This window comes from Ehrlichia ruminantium, assembly GCF_009728835.1.
Classification (GTDB): Bacteria; Pseudomonadota; Alphaproteobacteria; order Rickettsiales; family Anaplasmataceae; genus Ehrlichia; species Ehrlichia ruminantium_B.
On sequence record NZ_CP033455.1, the window covers coordinates 974006 to 991887 of the forward strand.

18 protein-coding genes and 2 tRNA genes are annotated in these 17882 nt (G+C 29.1%); 9 read left to right on the forward strand and 11 right to left on the reverse strand.

The window, feature by feature from the left end:
- Window positions 1-7: 7 nt before the first annotated feature.
- From rplC to EDL80_RS03395, 5 genes are all read right to left on the reverse strand, one after another.
- Window positions 8-703, reverse strand: coding sequence for a 50S ribosomal protein L3 (rplC, locus tag EDL80_RS03375; protein ID WP_158406776.1), 696 nt, complete (start codon window positions 701-703; stop codon window positions 8-10).
- Window positions 696-1022, reverse strand: coding sequence for a 30S ribosomal protein S10 (rpsJ, locus tag EDL80_RS03380; protein WP_158406777.1), 327 nt, complete (start codon window positions 1020-1022; stop codon window positions 696-698). The genes rplC and rpsJ overlap by 8 nt, the downstream gene beginning before the upstream one ends.
- 6 nt (window positions 1023-1028) lie before the next feature.
- A complete protein-coding gene (tuf, locus tag EDL80_RS03385; protein ID WP_158406336.1) occupies window positions 1029-2216 on the reverse strand; it encodes an elongation factor Tu in 1188 nt (395 codons plus the stop codon).
- Between the two features lie 44 nt (window positions 2217-2260).
- Window positions 2261-2331: transfer RNA gene (locus tag EDL80_RS03390), tRNA-Gly, on the reverse strand.
- 10 nt (window positions 2332-2341) lie between these two features.
- Window positions 2342-2424, reverse strand: a tRNA-Tyr gene (locus tag EDL80_RS03395).
- A gap of 153 nt (window positions 2425-2577) precedes the next feature.
- Here EDL80_RS03395 and rlmB point away from each other — a divergent pair.
- From rlmB to hemH, 9 genes are all read left to right on the forward strand, one after another.
- Window positions 2578-3327, forward strand: coding sequence for a 23S rRNA (guanosine(2251)-2'-O)-methyltransferase RlmB (gene rlmB / locus EDL80_RS03400; protein WP_158406778.1), 750 nt, complete (start codon window positions 2578-2580; stop codon window positions 3325-3327).
- Window positions 3320-3958, forward strand: a complete 639-nt coding sequence (gene cmk / locus EDL80_RS03405) for a (d)CMP kinase (protein WP_158406779.1) — start codon at window positions 3320-3322, stop codon at window positions 3956-3958. The genes rlmB and cmk overlap by 8 nt, the downstream gene beginning before the upstream one ends.
- Window positions 3959-4023: 65 nt before the next feature.
- Complete coding sequence (locus tag EDL80_RS03410; protein WP_158406780.1) at window positions 4024-5718, forward strand: 30S ribosomal protein S1; 1695 nt, start codon at window positions 4024-4026, stop codon at window positions 5716-5718.
- A gap of 9 nt (window positions 5719-5727) precedes the next feature.
- A complete protein-coding gene (gene sppA / locus EDL80_RS03415; RefSeq protein ID WP_158406781.1) occupies window positions 5728-6597 on the forward strand; it encodes a signal peptide peptidase SppA in 870 nt (289 codons plus the stop codon).
- A gap of 2 nt (window positions 6598-6599) precedes the next feature.
- On the forward strand, window positions 6600-6863 hold the full coding sequence (locus EDL80_RS03420) for an HU family DNA-binding protein (protein ID WP_158406782.1): 264 nt from the start codon (window positions 6600-6602) through the stop codon (window positions 6861-6863).
- A gap of 34 nt (window positions 6864-6897) precedes the next feature.
- On the forward strand, window positions 6898-7191 hold the full coding sequence (locus tag EDL80_RS03425) for a DUF4164 domain-containing protein (RefSeq protein ID WP_230957187.1): 294 nt from the start codon (window positions 6898-6900) through the stop codon (window positions 7189-7191).
- Window positions 7184-7549 (forward strand): cell division protein ZapA, encoded by a 366-nt coding sequence (locus tag EDL80_RS03430; protein ID WP_158406784.1) that lies wholly within the window; start codon window positions 7184-7186, stop codon window positions 7547-7549. Before EDL80_RS03425 ends, EDL80_RS03430 begins: the two co-directional genes overlap by 8 nt.
- 114 nt (window positions 7550-7663) lie before the next feature.
- Window positions 7664-8692, forward strand: a complete 1029-nt coding sequence (locus EDL80_RS03435) for a hypothetical protein (protein ID WP_158406785.1) — start codon at window positions 7664-7666, stop codon at window positions 8690-8692.
- Between the two features lie 944 nt (window positions 8693-9636).
- Window positions 9637-10578, forward strand: a complete 942-nt coding sequence (gene hemH / locus EDL80_RS03440) for a ferrochelatase (RefSeq protein WP_158406786.1) — start codon at window positions 9637-9639, stop codon at window positions 10576-10578.
- Window positions 10579-10857: 279 nt separating this feature from the next.
- Here hemH and EDL80_RS03445 read toward each other — a convergent pair whose 3' ends face one another.
- From EDL80_RS03445 to EDL80_RS03470, 6 genes are all read right to left on the reverse strand, one after another.
- On the reverse strand, window positions 10858-11022 hold the full coding sequence (locus EDL80_RS03445; protein ID WP_158406787.1) for a hypothetical protein: 165 nt from the start codon (window positions 11020-11022) through the stop codon (window positions 10858-10860).
- A 155-nt stretch (window positions 11023-11177) separates the two neighbouring features.
- Window positions 11178-12251 carry a cell division protein ZapE gene (zapE, locus tag EDL80_RS03450; RefSeq protein ID WP_158406788.1) on the reverse strand — a complete coding sequence of 358 codons (1074 nt, stop codon included), beginning with the start codon at window positions 12249-12251 and terminating at the stop codon, window positions 11178-11180.
- Between the two features lie 1544 nt (window positions 12252-13795).
- Window positions 13796-14119 carry a hypothetical protein gene (locus EDL80_RS03455; RefSeq protein ID WP_158406789.1) on the reverse strand — a complete coding sequence of 108 codons (324 nt, stop codon included), beginning with the start codon at window positions 14117-14119 and terminating at the stop codon, window positions 13796-13798.
- A gap of 992 nt (window positions 14120-15111) precedes the next feature.
- Window positions 15112-15969: an SPFH domain-containing protein gene (locus EDL80_RS03460; protein WP_158406790.1), complete on the reverse strand. Its 858-nt coding sequence runs from the start codon at window positions 15967-15969 to the stop codon at window positions 15112-15114.
- A gap of 798 nt (window positions 15970-16767) precedes the next feature.
- Complete coding sequence (locus EDL80_RS03465) at window positions 16768-17157, reverse strand: ankyrin repeat domain-containing protein (protein ID WP_330998039.1); 390 nt, start codon at window positions 17155-17157, stop codon at window positions 16768-16770.
- A 41-nt stretch (window positions 17158-17198) separates the two neighbouring features.
- Window positions 17199-17678, reverse strand: coding sequence for a hypothetical protein (locus EDL80_RS03470; RefSeq protein WP_158406792.1), 480 nt, complete (start codon window positions 17676-17678; stop codon window positions 17199-17201).
- Window positions 17679-17882: the final 204 nt, after the last annotated feature.

Sequence of the window (17882 nt, forward strand, 5' to 3'; positions counted from 1 at the left end):
ATTGATCTCATCCAACATTATCTAACTTTAAATCTTCAGTACATACAGGAAAAGAATTTTTAGGAATAGGCTTCTTAATAGCATCCCTAACAAAAAGATAAGAACCTTGAGCTCCAGGGATATTATTACCTTTCACAATTAATAAAGACTTCTCTTGATCTATTAAGATAACCTGAATATTCTGCACAGTCACCCTACTATTTCCTAAATGACCAGCCATTTTCTTACCTTTATATACCCTACCAGGATCTTGACACTGACCTGTCGAACCTTGAGACCTATGAGAAATAGACACACCATGTGATGCCTTTAACCCCTTAAAATTATGCCTCTTCATAACACCAGCAAAACCCTTACCTAAAGAACATCCAGTAATATCAACATACTGACTTTCAACAAAATGAGTAATCGAAATTCTAGCACCTATTGTCAAATTATCTAAATTATCAACTCTAGACTCAAAAATTTTACAGTTAACACTAATATTACTTTTCTGTAAAACTTTTAATTGAGGCTTATTTATATCAACAGAAGTTTTTACTCCAAGCACTACTGCATTATAACCATGAGACTCCTTGCTTTTTATCGAAACAATAAAAGAATCTCTTAAATGTAATAATGTAACTGGTATCCTCCTACCTTCATTATCAAAAATCGCTGTATGCCCCACTTTTTCAAATAATAAACCTATTCTCTTAGCCATTACTGCCTCCAATTACCTTAACCTTAACATCTACCCCAGCAGGTAATTGTAAGCTCATAAGTGCCTGAATAATTGTTGAATTAGCTTTGGGCAAACTAATTAAACGTTTATGTGTCCTAATTTCAAACTGCTCCCTCGATTTTTTATCAACATGAGTTGACCTATTAACAATAAACTTCATAACTCGACGAGGGAAAAAGATTGGGCCATTTACACGAGCACCACTCCTTTTAGCAGTTAAAATAATGCTACGGGCAGACCTATCTAACAAATAGCTATCAAAGGCCTTAAGCTCAATATATATCTTTTGCGTTACCATAAACACCTACTCCAAAATCTCAGTAATAATACCAGAACCAACAGTTCTACCACCTTCACGAATTGCAAATCTTAATCCTTTATCAATCGCAACTGGTTTATCTAAACTCACTTCAATACTTATATTATCACCAGGCATTACCATCTCAACTCCTTCAGGTAACTTAATACTACCTGTTACATCAGTGGTCCTGACATAAAATTGTGGTTGATAATTTGAAAAAAATGGAGTGTGCCTCCCACCTTCTTCCTTCTTTAATATATATACTTCCGCCTTGAACTTCTTATAAGAATGTATTTGTCCAGGTGCACTTAATACCTGTCCTCTCTCTACATCTTCCTTCTTTATACCTCTTAGCAATATCCCTGCATTATCACCTGCTTCCCCAGCCTCTAAAGCCTTATGGAACATTTCAACACCAGTACATACCGTACTTTGTATATCTCTTAAACCTACTATATCTATCTTGTCCCCTACCTTGATTACTCCTCTCTCTATCCTTCCTGTTACTACTGTACCTCTCCCAGGTATTGAAAATACATCCTCTATCGACATTAAAAATGGCTTGTCTTTCTCTCTTACTGGTAAATCTATCTTCTCTAAGGCATTCATTAATTCCATTATCTTCTCACTCCATTCACCATCCGCTGACTCCTCTTCTAATGCCTTGACCGCAGATCCTTTTACTACATCTATATCATCACCAGGATATCCATATTTTGTTAATAACTCCCTTATCTCCATCTCAACTAGTGATAACATCTCTTCATCATCTACTACATCACATTTATTCATCCATACTACTATATCTTTTACTCCTACCTGCTTTGCTAATAAGATATGTTCCCTTGTCTGTGGCATAGCACCATCAGTAGCAGAAACTACTAATATCGCTGCATCCATCTGTGCTGCACCTGTTATCATATTCTTTATATAATCAGCATGCCCTGGACAATCTACATGTGCGTAATGTCTATTCTCTGTCTCATATTCTACATGTGCTGTTGAAATGGTAATCCCTCTTGCCTTCTCCTCCGGTGCTTTATCTATTTCATCATATTTGACACTTTTATTCCCTTCACCACTTAACCTCTTTGCTAACACTGTTGTTAATGCAGCAGTTAATGTTGTCTTACCATGATCAACATGCCCGATCGTTCCAACATTTATATGCGGCTTCCTTCCATCTACCATAAACAATATACCTTTAACACCATAAAACCATCTCAAAAATAAAGAGCGGATAGTGGGAATCGAACCCACATAACCAGCTTGGAAGGCTGGCACTCTACCATTGAGTTATACCCGCATTTATAACGTGGAGGAGGTAGGATTTGAACCTACGTACACGCTAGTGGGCAGATTTACAGTCTGCTGCCTTTGACCGCTCGGCCACTCCTCCTAAACACACTAACGCTAATCTAAACACTTTTAATTAGCATAAAAAAATAAAAAATGATACCAAAAAATTTAGATTAGAATTGATTTAACTAAATTAAAGATTAGAATATGTCAATACTTAATTAAAAAAATCATGATTAATAGCTAATATTTTATGAGCAAAAAAAAAATATGGATTTATGGTAAACATACTTGCATCGCTGCACTACAAAATACAAATAGGAAATGTTATGAACTTTTAGTAACAGAAAATTTTATAAAACATAATCACGAGATACAAAAAATTAGAGAACTCAGCAAACAACAAAACATTTATCCAAAACAAGTAAATTTGAACACTATTAACTCAGTATTACCACCCAATAGCAACCACCAAGGTATTGCATTACAAGTTGCAACAATTGATACAGTAACTATAGAAGATGTTCTATCTAATATTGCTACAGAGAGCTCCACAATAATACTTTTAGATCAGGTAACAGATGTTCATAACGTAGGCTCTATAATTAGATCAGCTGTATGCTTTAATGCACATGCTATTATATTACCATATTATAATTCACCATCAGAAAATTGTGGCATGTCAAAAACTTCAAGTGGTGCCATAGATATGATTCCAATAGTATACGCAGTCAATATATCAAATACTATAAATATATTAAAAAAAGCAGGCTACTGGTGTTATGGATTCGATGCAAAAGAAGGAGAGTTTTTACACAAAGTAAAATTAGACAATAAAAGGTTAGTAATTTTTGGCTCAGAAAATAAAGGATTACGCAAACTAACAAAAGAAAATTGCGATTTCCTGCTGAAAATTGCAACATCAGAAAAAATTGATAGTCTAAATGTATCAAATGCCGCAGCCATAGCTCTATATTCTATTTTCATACAAAACCATGACTAGATATCACAATAATTTTGTAATAACAATCGATGGACCATCTGCTTCAGGTAAAGGAAGTCTAGCAAAACAATTAGCTAAATCCCTTAACTTTAAGTATCTAAATACAGGAAAACTATATAGGATAATAGCTATATTATTTGGCAGAACAGCAGAACACAATCTTAAAATTGATAATACGCTAGAAAATAAAATATTATCATTATTAGAAGATAACAATATACTATACAGTGATGAAAATACAGGTAAAATTGCATCAATTTTAGCAAGACATCAACACATTAGAACAGCATTATTACCAATACAAAAGAAGCTCATTTATTTATCAAAGCCAGGTATCGTACTTGATGGAAGAGATACCTCCTCTATAATATTCCCTGATGCAGACCTTAAAATATTTATAACAGCACAAACATCCATCAGGGCACAAAGAAGATTTAAAGAATTACAACAACAAAACAAAGAAATGTACAAACAAGTATATAGGCACATAGTTCACAGGGACATAAGAGATACTTATAGGGAATTGTCCCCATTAGTAAAAGTAGAAGATGCCTTATATATCGATAGTTCTTATTTGAGTAAAGAAGAGGTGTTATCATACGTTAAAGAAAAAATAAAAACCTACTTGTAAAGTGTAGGAAATAATAATAATATGAGTTCATAGTGCTTTACTAACTTTTTTATAGGCTGTGTTTTATGGAAAATCTTCAAACAAATTTAGAATCAGGAAATCATTTACAGAACATAAAAAAAATAAAATCTAACAAGTTTATTAGCCACAATCCTGAGGCAGAAAATTGTGATAACACTGAAGATACAGAATTCCAAAATGCACTAAAAGAGTTTATGGACAGTAGCGTTAAAGAAGGACAAATAATAGAAGGTACTATTATTTGTATAGATAAAGGGTATGTAACAATAGATTCTGGATTGAAATCTGAAAGTATTGTCTCACTTAAAGAATTTGAGCTTGGCGATGATTACCAAGACATTGGTGTAGGATCAAAAGTAAAGTTATACTTAGAAAAAATGGAAGGCCGTAATGGCAGTGTAGTACTAAGCAGGGAAAAAGCTATTAGAAGCGAGCTGTGGCAAAAACTTGAAGAAGCAGCAGAAAAGAAGGAAGATGTTGAAGGAGTAATATTTAGTTCAATAAAATGCGGATATACAGTTGACATTAAAGGTGTAGTAGCATTTTTACCAGCAAGTCATGTAGCATTAAGACAAGTCAAAGATATCACTCCATTATTAGGCAAGAAACAGAAGTTTCGCATACTTAAAATGGATAAAAAACAAGGCAACATTGTTGTATCAAGAAAGGCTATACTTGAAGAGTCTCTTGCAGATGCTAAGAGTTTATATCTAAGTCAATTAAATGAAGGAGATATTATTGAAGGGAAAGTGAAGAGCATCACCAAATATGGTGTATTCATAGAAATACATGAGTCACCTTCAGTAGGTGTAGTAGATGGGTTATTACATATAACAGACATCTCATGGAGTCGTGTAAACCATCCATCAGCTGTATTTTCATGTGGTCAAACAGTAAAAACTAAAATAATAAAGATTGATCGCGAAAACAAAAAAATCTCTCTTGGTGTAAAACAATTAGAAGAAAGTCCATGGTCAAACATTGAGAAGAAATACCCTGTCGATAGTATTCATAAGGGTATAGTCACAAGCATAGAAGAATATGGCATATTCGTTGAACTGGAAGTAGGCATAGAAGGTTTAGTACATGTATCCGAAGTCAGCTGGACAAAAAGTTCTCTCCCAATAAATCAGCTATTCATGAGAGGTGAAGAGATACAAGTAAAAGTACTAAGTATTGATACAGCAAAAAGTCGTATGAGCCTCAGTATGAAAAGATGTCAAGATAATCCATGGGAAGCATTTACATTAAAATATCCTTTAGGGTCTATTGTACTTACAAAGGTTAAAAATATAACAAATCTTGGCATATTTGTTTCATTTCAGGATGAAACATTAAATAATGGGATTGAAGGTTTAATTCGTGTTACAGAATTAAGTTGGTCTTTACCACCAGAAGCAGCAGTAAAAAAATACAGTATAGGTGATTCCGTAGAAGCAAAAATATTAATGATTAATACAAATAAAAGTAAAATTGATCTAGGAGTAAAACAACTAGAATATGATCCTTTCCTTGATTTGCTAAAAAGAACTAACTTAGGAGATAGGATACCAGTTACTGTCACCAAAGTGGTTGAAGACACTGGTATATTAGTTGACGTATTTAATGGTTCAAATAGTTTTAATCTCTTAATTGAGCAAGAATATTTGCCTGATAACAAAAAGTTCTTTCCGGGAGATAAACTAGAGGCTGAAGTATTACTGATTGAAACATATAATATGATATTATCTTTAAAATAGGATTGATTTATGTCTGATCATCAGCTCCTTAAAATAGAAATGTTAAGTTCCAAGGTAAAACTATGGCGCACTTTAGCATTTTTGTTGGTTTTTGTAATCTTGATATTAAGTAACTACGTTGATACATCAAGTATTAGTAATTTTTTAGATAACGAGTACATTGCAAAAGTAAATATAGAAGGTAAAATTGAAACTAACGAGGAGATGACTAAGCTACTCAAAAAAATTGCTAAAGATAATCATATTAAAGGACTAATACTTAATATTAATAGTCCTGGTGGTGCAGTTACTGGAAGTGAAATTTTGTATCAAAATATACGTAATGTTGCAAAACATAAACCGGTAGTAGCATTATTAAATGATTTTGCAGCATCAGGTGGATATATGACTGCAATTGCAGCAGATTACATAATAGCACGCCATACCACTATTACAGGCTCAATTGGAGTACTGATGCAGTATTTTGGTGTAGAACAATTAGCAAAAAAATTAGGCATTACCTTAAAATCAATTAAATCTTCCGATTTAAAAGCAGCAACGTCACCTTTTGAAGAGTTGACACAAGAAAAAGAAGATTCTGTACGTAATATAATTAGCGAATCATATAATTACTTCGTCGACATAGTAGCAGAACGTAGAAAAATGACAAAAGAACAGGTACTATCAATAGCAGATGGCCGTATATATACAGGATCAGAAGCATTGGTAATAGGGTTAGTAGATCAAATTGGTGGTGAAGATGAAGCACTTCAGTGGTTCAGTTCCCAGAATGTTAAAACACAAAAGATTAATACTCTCTCTAGTAGAGAGTACAAGTCTGTGTTTGGCAATATAAGTTCTCTTATATCTCAATTAGTTTATCATTACATTAGCAGATAGTTATGTTAAAGTCACATTTAATTCAGCACATATCAAAGAAAAACCCATCTCTTAGTGAAGAGATGGTATCTAGGATATTACATACCTTTTTTTCACTAATCGTAGAATATTTAAAAGGTAACAATAGAGTTGAGCTCAGAGGATTTGGAGCTTTTACTGTAAGAACATACAATATTAAAACTGCTAACACAAGGTTAACAAAAAACAAATATCAAAAAGTTTACTTTAGACCAAGTAATAAGTTTATCAAACTTATCAACCAATAAGTTGTGTGACATTTTAATAATTATATGGTTTATTATGGATCAGGTGAACAATTTTTCTAATTCAGAAGTTCAACAAAATTTAGATCAAGCATTTGATAAGCTGGAAAATTTACTAAAAGAAAAACTAAATACTAATAATTACACATCAAAAAATAATGAAACAATAGTATCACTTAATGCAGAAAACCATCAGTTAAATAAACAACTCTTAGAAAAAATAAATGAATGTAACAACTGGAAAACAACATGCCATGAAGTAATCAATAGATTAAACATGGCAATAGAAGGTATACGGTCTATCTTAAACAAGGAGCATATAGGTGAATAATCATAATACACAAGTTATTGAAATTATCATCAGAAATAATACCTACAGAGTAGCTTGTAATAAAACAGAAGAACCACATTTACTTAAATTAGCTGAGCAATTTAATTCATTAGTTACCTCAATTTCAGCTGCAGAAAAAGGTAAAGGATCTGATGCCCTAATATTCTTATTAGCAGGATTAACACTCACAGACGAAAAAAATGAATTAAAAGCACAATTAAAAAAAGTAAAAGACGAAATGTTAATGTACAAGAAGTACTTCGATGATTATTTAAAAATAAAAAATGATGTAAATAACCTACTCTCTCATACTTTACTAAGAATAGAAAAATTACTTCAATACTTAGAATTTCATTGAGTATTCAGATTTATAAAATATTCCATATATTCAAAAATATACGATTAATACTTGTATATTTCTAAAGAAATAAACTATAATGTTGTGACTCATTAACTAAGATTGGTACTATTTATGTTATCTCCAGGAGTAAAAGAAAAATTTGATTTCTCAAACTTGCATCTTAAATTCAAAAATTCAGCTCTTTGTGGGCTAAAAGGGTTCGTAACGTGTAATATTGCACTATTGACCGCACTACAACAAAAAACATATTTAGACCTTCATAAAAGATATATAACACCTAATGTAGCATATTCTCATACCTTAAATATAATATATGCAAAGCAAAATATTACAGAAAATGTTATACCATCTCTTGAAACATTACTTGTTATGCCTACAATATTTATAGCTTGTTATTATATGCATAAATCTAATATAATTAGTATAAATCCATCAAGCATGTACCTAGTGTGCTTAGCTACTTGTATGATGGTCATGCTACTAATTTGTCTAAGTCTAAGAATACTAAAACTTAGAAAAGACTGTTGTTCTCGTGGTATAGATCATCCAATATACATAAATACACAAAGCAATACATCATATAAATTTATACAATTTAAAGGTAATAATTCTATTAGCATGCATGATAAAACAGATAAAAAAAATATTAATGGTATAAAATATTTCTTCACTAATCTGCTTTTCTGCATAATTACTTTGCCAATAAAGATAATATTAGCATTACTTGAAGCTATGTTATTTTGTATAACATTACTAGAGCTTCCATTGTCTCTCTTAGTTGATGTAGTAAATATAATATATAATGCAGAAAAAAATCAACAATCACAAAAACAACATAGTAACACAAAATTTCATCATTCAAAGCAAAACTTACAGTATATGTGTAGTTTATTTTATGCTATAGTGCACGATGTATGTATTGTAGCCAGCGGAGGATTACTTGATCTAGAATTTATCATCACGAAGAATGCTAACTATCCTCAATCTGTAATACAATTAATTGATAACAAAATTTCAATGTTATTTACAAAAACAACACAAACATCAACTAACACAAACCTCTCAGAAGAAGGTTGTTCTTGTATGTCAGATATTGAAGTAACAGAAGGTAATAGCTATTGCAGCAGTAAGTGTGCTTAAATATAATTTAACTATTGTTGTCGTTTTCATAGAGGAGTATTTCTTACATCAATGCAAATTATTAATAAACTAATGATTTGCTACTTCTTAAAAACAACTCTTGTGTTATTGATAATGTTTATGTTTTCTCTTTTTAATTCAGGTAATATCATTAATTATACACTTAATACAAATAGCTATGTGAACTCTCATATCCTTTTCAACATTATAAACAGCAATTTGTTAAAATAATATACACTTAATAACATTATCAGTAACACATAAAGTGTACCATATTACAATTTTGACAACAAACTACGAACTTTTAATATCAATACAACAGTTCTCTAGGCCCTACATTAAAAAGGTGAATATTTAAGGATACGCAGTACAACATAAACTTGATATTCATGCACAACATAAAATGTATAAAAACGAGAAATTTATTTGCTATTTGTAATAAAATATTACATTGTAAATTGTTTGTTTTGTTGATGAATTATAGAATCCAAAAATTTTTTTACTTGTATATAAAAAGTTCCACTTATGTTATTTCATGATAGGCTTAAAAAAATAAAAACACTACGCACAATAGTAACAATACTTATAATCAATTATACACTCAGTTTAATATACATATAATTAAACCAGACATCTTAAGCCTATTAGTATCTTTAACATTCAAAATCTTTTTCAGCCATACACTATTCTTATTTTATATAACTATATAATAATTCTTATATTATATGCTACACAAATACACTTAGTACTATAATTGATATAATAAAATTTCAGAGCATCATATACACAATACTTCTAACAAAAAAAGTAGGATTTATAAATTAGCTTTTAATACAGGTTTAAGCAAAATATACAATTCAAACTGAACTTTTTATTATATTCCACTTGATAGCTAACATATCACATGTTACCCTCAAGCATTATATAAAGCAACAAAACATTACGTGTCAAGAATAGCAGTAGTATTATTCAACTTAGGCGGACCACAGTCATTATCTGAAGTAAAACCATTTTTATTTAATCTATTTTACGATAAAAATATTATAAATCTACCAAATCCCTTACGCCTCATTATAGCTACACTCATTTCACACTTTAGATACAAAACAGCAACAAAAATATATGAACATCTCAATGGTAAATCTCCCATATTAGAAGCAACAAAAATACAAGCTTCCTTACTTGAAAATGCATTAAATCAGCATAACAATAACCAATATAAAGTCTTTATATTTATGAGGTACTCTCAACCCTCAGCTAAAGATACTATACAGCACATCCATAAGTATAATCCAGATAGGATAATTTTACTCCCCCTATATCCACACTACTCACTAACAACTACATTTTCAGCTATTCAATACTGGAACAAACATATTAGGATAAATAATCTCATAATTCCAACAACTACCATTTGCTCTTACTATAACAATGAACACTACATAAAAGCACAGTGCAAACTCATTACAGAAAAATACCAAGAAGCACGTAATCATGGACTACCAAGAGTTCTATTTTCAGCACATAGTTTACCACTAAGTATAATACAACGTGGTGATCCCTATCAATATCAAATAGAACATAGTATATCTTTAATTGTAAAATCTCTAAATATACCATCATTAGACTATGTAATCTGTTACCAAAGCAAAGTTGGACCTGTTAAATGGCTAGAACCTAGTACACTATCAGAAATCAACAGAGCAGTCACAGATAATAAGCCAATAGTATTAGTACCTATATCATTTGTATCAGAAAACTCCGAAACTCTTGTAGAATTAGATATTGAATATCAATCAACAATACCAAAAAATATGTTTTTTAGGGTACCAACATTAAGTGACAGTAAGGATTATATAAAATGTCTAGAAGAAATGTGCATATAAAAACATTACAAAAATAGCCAATTTTACTGAACATACAGTAAAAAGCCTATTACTATTACTATAACAAGACAAAATTATATAGTAAAACAATACTTTATTATCAATTTTTCTCACAACATTGATTAATATTCCATATGCTAAGTTCATAAAACCATTTACCAATAATGATAATCTCTAATTCTCAATACAGAATAGATTTATATTTATTCTATGTTTGTTTTATGGATCTAATACTTTAAAAAGCAACAAGATCTAGTCTTGGCCTTTTAGCTCTAGGTTTTATAAATCGTGTTTTTCTATACAATTTGACAATACATCATTAAGTTCACAGTCATTAATTTTTCCCCCACAAACGCAATTTTTTAATACTAATATTTTATCTTTTGATGAGTTAAAAATTTGAGAAGAAATAGTAAAAACTTTACCATTAGTAGACCCGTACACTCAACAATCTTTTAAAACATTCTATTACATAACAATTAACACACAAAACATACCCTACATAACAAAAAAATTAAAATAAAAATATTACGTTATTTTTATCATCAATTAATAATGATAAGAATACACAGACTTAAAATCTACATTTATAGGAATCACTACCCCGCATTATCAGAATAAGACTTAGATCGCATTTCTATTAAACGTGAAATTGTACGTTGAAAATCTACAGGAATATCACATGAATAATACAATGATTGAGGCTCAGCAGCTAGAGAACAGAATATCTTTGTTTTATTTTCATATAATTCATCAACTAAAATAGTAAATCTACTCATTTCATTACGATTATAGAAATCAAAAATAGGAATTCCTGCAATAAATATTACCGAAAAATTACGTACTATTTCTTGATAATCAGAAACCCATAAAGGCTGACCACATAGTTCATGAAAATCAAACCACGCTATATTACCGCATACCCTATTCACTTTAATATTCCTGCCTAAAACACATAATGTCATAGGCCTCACTTCTCGATTATCTACCATACTAACAAATAGGTTAGATAACCTATGATAAGAATGATCACCTATAAAATATACATCTTTTATTCCTAAACCTTTTATAGTACGATAATCTTGCTTCCCAGACAAATGTATAACATGCATTCTATCCATAATTAACGATATGGCTGGTTCAAAAGATTTTCTCTGTATACCATCTTGATAAAGCTCTACAGGAGCATAGTTTGAAGTCATCATAACAATAATTTTCTGATCGAAAATAATAGAAAACAACCTATATAATATCATAGCATCACAGATGTCATACACTTGAATCTCATCTAAAAACAATAAATCTATATTATGACACATTGTTTTTGCAACTTTATAAAGTGGATCCTTAATACAAGAAGATCTAAATTCATGTAGCAAACAATGTATTTCTTTCATAAATTGATTAAAATGCTGTCTTTTTTTATTCTCTATCTTACAAGTACTATAATATAGGTCTGTAACCATTGACTTTCCTCTGCCAACTTTGCCATATATGTATATACCAACTTTTTTTAGTTTCTTTTTTATTGGCAGAACAGAGCAAATATTTTGAATAGTCAAATAAGGTAAAAACTGTTCTAATAATTTCACTTGTTGTTCATCGTAAGTAATTTTACCACTATCTACCATAGAATAATAAGTAGCAAAAACCTCACCTATCTTTCTGTTCATAAAATAAACATTTTTTCAAGACAATTTACTATACAAATTATTTTTATATTCCCAATGTTTTATTCTATATTTAGAATAAGTAAAATCTCAACTTGCAGATTATTAAACAGCAAAATTGAAAGTTATACAAGTTGAGATTTCTAGTAACCTGATATGGAAACAAGCAAATAATTACACTCTATTCAAATAATATTGATGTTAAAATATTTTAAATTTACTAACCTTCATGACTGTATAAAACATTTCATCCAATCAAAAACATATAAGGTCAGATTCCTAATTATCTATAGAGAAATTAATAAACAGCTGTATTTCTTAACACAACTGATATTATGATATCTCAAATTTATTACTTTGATTTCCTTACCAGAAATATAAATAATCAACACCATAAACATACAAACACAATATTAACATAAATAGTTCTAATCAAAATGCATTGCCTACAGTTATAAAATGTTACAAAATATTACTTTGATCAACCTTAACTTATATATCCCTTTTGACTACTTCATACTACAAACGTTGATTTACATTATTATTACTAAAAGAAATTAGTTACAAGGTTTATAGACACTGTCATTGTTGATACAGGTTATAAAACTAAACACATCATACTTTTTGTCATATTCATAATAAATTTACGTCAGTATGACTATGAGTTACCAAAAATGAATTTCTCAAACCGTACTTATATCTAATAAAGTACTATAAGAATCTTTACAAATAACATAACTAAGTACTTTTTTCTTATACTCAATTTGAAACATGACAAATTATATTATCAACAATATCACCTATTCACAGAAGTTCCTTTTTGTCATAAACTTAATATTCTTAATTTCATCTTTCTTGATCTCAACACACCCCAAATAGAAGAATCTACATAGAAAATAACCTGTAGTATATCAAGTAACATAGATACCTTTACAAATATAGTAACACATATTATCCCAAAACAAACCTACATCACTACTATACAAACAAATATGTTAGATCATTTATTTCTCATCATCTTATATATCCTGAGTAAGAAAACCTATATACAAAATAGTCTGTAGTATATCAAGCAACATAGATACCTTTACAAATATAGTAACACATATTATCCTAAAACAAATCTACATCACTACTATACAAACATATTAGATACTTTATAACTTTTTAAAATTAGTTGTTACTATTTTACGATTCTGTAATTCTGTATAGATCGAAATTATTTTATTATACAAATACATATAACTATCAATACCTATTACAATAACACTTAGTAAACAAAATTACAATTTTACTATTACAAAACTTCAAGATTTTAATTTACATTACAATTTATGACAAATTACATAACCATATAAGATTATTATTCTATCAGCTAATAACAAAGGAAATTTTTAATAACTAATAACATTACTAAATTGCACAGATACTATATTCTATTTATAAATGAGTAAACAATCACACGTAAAAAATATCACAAAATCTCAACTCGCAGATTATATTTAAAACAGCAAAATTGAAGTTATACAGGTTGAGATCTTCTCCTCTTATTTAGTTTCTATTTTAAACTTACTATCTGATATAATCTTTTTTGCCTTATTTTGTACACTTAGAGAACTATATCCAGCAAAATGACAAACGTTAACAAAATCTTGTGAATAATCATTAAACCAATTATTAGCTTTAATCTTTTCAATCTTATTCTCCATTCTTTTATAATTAGACGTTGAATCAATAATTGCTTGAAGTATTACTGCCTTCCATATTGACTGGTAAGACATATATTCTTCCGATAATTCATTATCGTGTACAGAATCCACATCATTATATATACCATAATATTCATAAAGATTTAATATATCATAATTCATAATTAACCTATATTATAAAAAATATTGTTATTCAAATCTTAGGAAAAATAAAAAGCAAGAATTGGATATAGCACTACAATTGCTATTCTTTGGAAAAAATTATTGGTGACTTAAAATATTTAAAATATATTCATCACAACTGTAATTATAAAAAATTACGAATATAGTAAGAAAAAATAATATTATTTTAATTTATAAATAATAGTTTTATAAACATATCTCTAATTAATTTATGTAGTAAATAAATGCAACTATAATAAATATACCAACTTTGCTATAATAAAACTATTATACAATACACATGTCATTAGGCTGATCACATTTTATGATATAAAATACAATTTTTTCTATGTACAGAACATTGTTACATAAGTTTGATGCTATTTTTTTGAATATATAACAAAAGAATTTTCTATTCCTAGCTTTTACTAGTTCAACATATACAAAATTTGAGTAACTATAAAATATATTTAAATTATTGATATTCAGAAATCATCCATAACACTAACAACTTCCATTCTTATTCTTTATATATACGCCATAAACTATAACAAAGAACATCGAATTCATATTTTCTATGTGTTCAATATCATGCAAAATTTGAATACTATGACACCATAAAGTATATTTCAACTTGGATATTTAGAAATTAATTTTATCACTAAACAACTTCCAAACCTACTCTTAAATACACAGCACTAACAACACTTACAACCTACACTTAAAGAAAACATAGAATTCATATTCTATAGAGCTTCAATACAATCATGTATTAGCTCTTTCTATTGTTATCAAAATAACAGTCCACTATATAAATTAACTACTCATTATTAAAAATTTTACATTTACCACCAAATGTTTAACATCTACATCAAGGTTAAATGTTCAATTTTACAGAATACAAATACAGCACGATATCAATCTAATTATCTCTACATTACACTCACAACTCTAAAAAAACCGATTGCTGAGTGCCATGATATCACCATATCCTATTCTATACTAAGAGTAGGCTGAGCACCTTGTTCTGAGATAAGAGACACTAACAAGTTATTTATTAATTTAATTTTCTGCTCATCAGATAAATTAATTTTATATTTTAGTTCAAAATGCTTTAGTATCTCATCTACCATAGTAATAGCATTTCGCACTATATATCCCCTAGCATTAGTTATAGCCTTTGCTTGCTGCCTCCTTAACATAATCTGTGCTATCTCAGAAGAATAAGCTAAATGAGCAATTCGAGCATCTTCTACAACAATTCCCACAACACCTAATCTACTTTGTAATATATCACGTAATTTAGATGATATTTGTACAGAATTATTACGTAGTGACTCACTATCATCTTCAGCATCATATGGATAACTACCAGCTAATTCTCTTACTGCTGTTTCACTTTGAATATTAATAAATTCCTGATAATCACCTACATTCAAACATGCTTTTGCAGGACTAACAACTTTCCATACGACTACAGCTGCTATTTCTATTGGATTTCCATTAAAGTCATTTACTTTTATTTTACTTGTATTAATATTTCTTACTTTCAATGATATGGTTCTCATGCGCACAAACGGAACAGTCCAGAAAAACCCTGATTGAAATATAGTACCAATATAATTCCCAAAAAATTCAACAACTTTAGCTTCATTTGGATTATTTACAAAAAACCCACTTGGAATAATCACTGTAGAAACTAATGCAAATAAAGACATTGGTAATACTACTACAAAATTTCCATAATATATCCCAGAAACTAACAATAAAACATAAACAATAGTAGAAAATATTACTGACAGACCACTAACATAAGCTAGATTCTTATCACTGAACTCTTTAGCATTCACAATAACTCCATATATTAACCATACATTCGAAAATCTTATAGATAAAATAATAAACTAACCATTACCCATAAATTAAAATACAGAACTAACCCCCTAATAATACTGCATACATGACAAAATAAACCAGTAAAAACATGTACCACAAATATATGATGAATCATCAGGACATTAGAGCAGAATTATAAAGTAATCTATTATTCTATTCAGATTATTAAATTAGCAAAGTCATAATGACATTTCACATATGCAATACATAACTAAGTTTGTAAACAGACGATATACTTATCTATGATTATACTATAAAAAATAGACTTATATAATCAACAAGTATTTCAGATTATGATCTAATTATAACAACACATTATTCAATATGAATATGTAACATTATGCATTCTACTTATACAAATAGCAATTTTCTTATAATTAATAACACTTATATATTAAGTTTAACTACATTACTTCATAGTAACAAAATTCATGATTATTTAGTATAACTCAATAACTTAAAGTGCTTACCCATACATTTTAGATACAACACAATCCAAAATTATAACTTAATATCAAACCTACAATTCATAAATCATCCCACAGATGTATAAGAGATCATCCCACAACTTCTGTAACCATAATTCACTGCCAAACCACAACTACCCATTAAATAAAGTTCTCAACACCTTTATCAAATGTTATAAAATACCTAGCATCACAATTAATAAATCACATATTAGTAAAAATCTACACTAATATTATGCTTTATGAACCAAAAAACACATTACATAATTTTGTCACATAGTAACACTAATATTGCATTGTAATAATAGCACGCGCTATATCATCCCTACCATTTTTAACAGCTATACTTATCGGAGTATCATTATTATAGTTAGCAACATTTGAATCAATACCCGTTGACAAAAGAAACCGTACTATATCCAATTTCCCATGTTTTACAGCATAAGTTAATAAAGTATCACCAAAACCTACAGTACGTACTTGAGATGACATAGCAGATAAACTAACATCTAGTTCTTCAAGTTTATTAATTAAAGCACGCAACCCAGAAACATCATTATTTATGATACAATAAAAAAGCTGCGTACTATAATCTTTAATAGTATATAACCTGGGTAAATGATCATTCAGGTTATCATATTTACTTTTTTCAATTTCTGGAATAATACTTCTAATAAATGGCCATTTATAAGAAAAATTTGCTGTTTGTACCTTATTTACTGTTTCAGTATCAGTTTTTTTTTATCGTCATCTTTTTTTGTACTATCTTTTTTTTGTTGTGGTTTTTTACCTTCCTTTTTCTTTACTATTTCATTTGTACTAGGATCAGCATTAGTGTCTGTATTAGCAGATTTTTTCAATAGATCGTTGTCATCATATACTTCCTCATCATGATCATCATCTTCAACTTGTCCATCCTGTACATCTCCTTGTTGATCAACAACATCATTATCTTCATCATCTATTTCATCTTCTTCATCATAATTATATTCTCCATCTAAATAACCCTCATCCTCAGAATATAACTCATCATCTTCCTTATCATCTTGATTGTCTTGCTTGCCTTGAAATACATGGCCTTCTTTACCCTTAACTTTCACATCTAAAGAATTATCATCAGCATGAAAAGCATGTGCAATACCAACTGTAGCACTAACAAAACCTATTAAAACCATATTTAAAAATAATTTTTTCATAGAAAACTACCCACCAAACTACCCATGTTACAAAATATACTGTTATAAATATAATTTTTCATTAACATTCATAAATTTAAAAATATTAGTAATCATATATCATATACAGAATATTGCAACTAAACTGCTTTACTCTTCAATATGGATACCAACAAATAGCAAATTAATTATTAAAAAACCACTTTCTCCTATATACTTAGCATT

Excerpts from the sequence above, each read along its gene's own strand:
- rplC (WP_158406776.1), bottom strand. The coding sequence starts at position 703 with ATGGCTAAGAGAATAGGTTTATTATTTGAAAAAGTGGGGCATACAGCG.
- rpsJ (WP_158406777.1), bottom strand. The coding sequence starts at position 1,022 with ATGGTAACGCAAAAGATATATATTGAGCTTAAGGCCTTTGATAGCTAT.
- tuf (WP_158406336.1), bottom strand. The coding sequence starts at position 2,216 with ATGGTAGATGGAAGGAAGCCGCATATAAATGTTGGAACGATCGGGCAT.
- rlmB (WP_158406778.1), top strand. The coding sequence starts at position 2,578 with ATGAGCAAAAAAAAAATATGGATTTATGGTAAACATACTTGCATCGCT.
- cmk (WP_158406779.1), top strand. The coding sequence starts at position 3,320 with ATGACTAGATATCACAATAATTTTGTAATAACAATCGATGGACCATCT.
- EDL80_RS03410 (WP_158406780.1), top strand. The coding sequence starts at position 4,024 with ATGGAAAATCTTCAAACAAATTTAGAATCAGGAAATCATTTACAGAAC.
- sppA (WP_158406781.1), top strand. The coding sequence starts at position 5,728 with ATGTCTGATCATCAGCTCCTTAAAATAGAAATGTTAAGTTCCAAGGTA.
- EDL80_RS03420 (WP_158406782.1), top strand. The coding sequence starts at position 6,600 with ATGTTAAAGTCACATTTAATTCAGCACATATCAAAGAAAAACCCATCT.
- EDL80_RS03425 (WP_230957187.1), top strand. The coding sequence starts at position 6,898 with ATGGATCAGGTGAACAATTTTTCTAATTCAGAAGTTCAACAAAATTTA.
- EDL80_RS03435 (WP_158406785.1), top strand. The coding sequence starts at position 7,664 with ATGTTATCTCCAGGAGTAAAAGAAAAATTTGATTTCTCAAACTTGCAT.
- zapE (WP_158406788.1), bottom strand. The coding sequence starts at position 12,251 with ATGAACAGAAAGATAGGTGAGGTTTTTGCTACTTATTATTCTATGGTA.
- EDL80_RS03455 (WP_158406789.1), bottom strand. The coding sequence starts at position 14,119 with ATGAATTATGATATATTAAATCTTTATGAATATTATGGTATATATAAT.
- EDL80_RS03470 (WP_158406792.1), bottom strand. The coding sequence starts at position 17,678 with ATGAAAAAATTATTTTTAAATATGGTTTTAATAGGTTTTGTTAGTGCT.